This is a genomic window from Marivita sp. (genome assembly GCF_020055635.1).
GTDB lineage: Bacteria > Pseudomonadota > Alphaproteobacteria > Rhodobacterales > Rhodobacteraceae > Marivita.
Genome location: NZ_JAIPUT010000185.1, coordinates 1 through 2,530 on the forward strand (window position 1 = coordinate 1; position 2,530 = coordinate 2,530).

Genomic DNA, 2,530 nt, shown 5'->3' on the forward strand with positions numbered 1-2,530 from the left:
ACTGACTGATTTCATAGGCTTCCTTCAGCCGCCCTTCGGCAGTGAGACGCAACCAGTCAGGGATATTGTTGTGCAGCGGGCAATGCGTCTGTCAATAGGGCACGCCACATTGGCTACACTGCCCGGCCTGCTCCTTGGCCTTGGCATCGGCGTATTCAGCATAGATCTCATGGAAATCCTGCCGACGCGCCTCTGCCGCCCGTTTCTCGGGCATGTCCCGCCCGACCGTCACGAATTTCAGCATGGGTTGCTTAGCCACTACGTGCCCTCCCGAAGTCTTTGCACCGCATGTCTCTACTCCAACACTTATTGGATTAAAAGTCAGAACACATGACCTATATGCAAAAATATGACCTGGCAGTTTGGAAAAAAGTAAAGATTTCATGAATACTAGGTCCGTTTCGGACCTGTATTGCTGATTGCGCCGCAAACACAAAGGTTTATAGCTGCACTGGTAGTGAACAGGGCCTTCAAGAATGACGTTACTTCATATCTTCCTCGTCGCCGTCATTCAGGGAATCACCGAATTTCTGCCGATTTCCTCTTCGGGTCATCTCATCCTGCTGCCGAAACTCACCGGCATGGACGATCAAGGATTGGTCATCGACGTGGCGGTGCATGTCGGCACGCTCTTCGCCGTGACCCTGTATTTCTGGTCAGATGTGCGCGGGGCCGTGATCGGCCTGCCAGACGCGCTCGCCGGACGGGCCGACACGCCCGGCGCACGGCTGGCGCAGCTCTTGCTCGTCGCCTCGATCCCGGTGATCGCCTTCGGTGCGTTGCTCAAGCTCTCCGGCTATGATGAAAGCCTGCGCTCAATCGAAGTGATCGGCTGGGCCACGATCATCTTCGGGCTGGTGCTTTACTGGGCGGACAAGATCGGTCGACGCAAGAAAACCACCGAGGACTGGAATATCACCGATGCGATGGTGATCGGGGTCTGGCAGGCCATCGCCCTCATCCCGGGCACGTCACGCTCTGGCATCACCATCACCGGGGCGCGCTTCCTCGGCTATCGGCGGCAGGAAGCAGCGCGCATCTCGATGCTGATGTCTATTCCGACCATCGTCGCGAGCGCCGTTCTGCTCGGGACGCAAGCGGCAATAGAGGCCGATCCGTCTGTCCTCATCAGTGCCGCGACCGCTGCTGCCTTCGCCTTTGTCGCGGCCCTCGCGGCGCTCGGACTGATGATGCGGCTCTTGCAGAGTGTCAGCTTCACACCCTACGTGATCTATCGGCTCGTGCTTGGCGTTTTCCTGCTGGGCATAGCCTATAGCTGACGATCAGAGACTGCGCAGGTTCCGGGCCGATTCCTTGATTGCCTCGTATTGCCCCGCAGGCCGGAAGCGCCAGAGATAATCGGGCAGCACGGCCTCGATCGCCGCAGGCGTGATATCCAGATCGGCAAAGCCCCTGGCACCCTCGCTCACCACGTTATCCACCCGCAGGCTGCGCACCTGGTCGCGGGTGATCTGCGGCGGAATCAGACCGAATGTCACCGTCTGCACGAGTTCCATCGCCCACGCCATCGCGGCGGCAATGCCAAACGGAATGTTCACGATCAGACGCCGCCGCCGAACGATCCGCAGCATCACGCGCATCAGGTCGCGGAACGTCGCCACCTCCGGCCCGCCAAGCTCGTAGATACCAGGCGCGGCGCGGCCCTCGGCCCCCAGGGCCGCCGCATGGGCCACGTCATCGGCATAGACCGGCTGAAACTTGGTGTCGCCACCCACCACGGGCAGGACAGGGCCAAAACGCGTCATTCCGGCGAAGCGGTTGAAAAACTGATCCTCGGGGCCAAAGACAACGGACGGGCGCAGGATCATGGCCTGCGGGAAATATGCGAGAATCCCGGCCTCTCCGGCGGCCTTGCTCTGGGCATATTCGCTGTCGGACTGCGCATCGGCGCCGATGGCCGACAGATGCACGAGATGGCTCACACGCTCTTCGGCAGCCAGCCGCGCGATCCGCGTGGCCCCCTCGGCCTGTACGGCCTGAAAATTGTTGCGCCCCTTGCGGTCGAAGGTGCCGACGCAATTCACCACCGCATCGGCCCCGCGCATCACGGCACGCACGCTGGCATCGTCGCGGATATTGCAAAAGACCGGCTCGACCTGGCCGACATTTCCATAGGGTTTGACATGCATTGCCTCGTTTGGCCGCCTCACCGCCACCCGGACCCGCCATCCCGCCTGCGCCATGCGGCGCGCAATGTAACGGCCGACGAAACCTGATCCGCCATATATGGTGACGAGCTTGGACATGAGAAGCCTCCGGAATGCGCGCGTTCAACCCCTTTCCTATCCCCCAACAACGCTTTGGACAAGATGATAAGGCGATTGCAACGGATCACGCAAAATCGCCGTTGACACCGGATCGGTCGGCGTCTACACGCCTGCCTCACGACACCTGCCCAGGTGGCGGAATGGTAGACGCGCTGGCTTCAGGTGCCAGTGGCCGCAAGGCCGTGGAGGTTCGAGTCCTCTCCTGGGCACCATTTTCGTCAGTTAATTGATAAACGCTTTTC

2 protein-coding genes, 1 tRNA gene and 1 pseudogene are annotated in these 2,530 nt (G+C 60.5%); 2 read left to right on the forward strand and 2 right to left on the reverse strand.

Going from position 1 to position 2,530, the window contains the following annotated elements:
* Positions 1–259, reverse strand: a pseudogene (locus LCF60_RS24475) (NAD(P)-dependent oxidoreductase); the annotation flags it as partial.
* Positions 260–476: 217 nt separating this feature from the next.
* Between LCF60_RS24475 and LCF60_RS24480 the strand changes: the two are divergent.
* Positions 477–1,280: an undecaprenyl-diphosphate phosphatase gene (locus LCF60_RS24480; protein ID WP_292295127.1), complete on the forward strand. Its 804-nt coding sequence runs from the start codon at positions 477–479 to the stop codon at positions 1,278–1,280.
* A 3-nt stretch (positions 1,281–1,283) separates the two neighbouring features.
* Here LCF60_RS24480 and LCF60_RS24485 read toward each other — a convergent pair whose 3' ends face one another.
* Positions 1,284–2,267 carry a complex I NDUFA9 subunit family protein gene (locus LCF60_RS24485; RefSeq protein ID WP_292295128.1) on the reverse strand — a complete coding sequence of 328 codons (984 nt, stop codon included), beginning with the start codon at positions 2,265–2,267 and terminating at the stop codon, positions 1,284–1,286.
* A 147-nt stretch (positions 2,268–2,414) separates the two neighbouring features.
* Here LCF60_RS24485 and LCF60_RS24490 point away from each other — a divergent pair.
* Positions 2,415–2,500, forward strand: a tRNA-Leu gene (locus LCF60_RS24490).
* Positions 2,501–2,530: the final 30 nt, after the last annotated feature.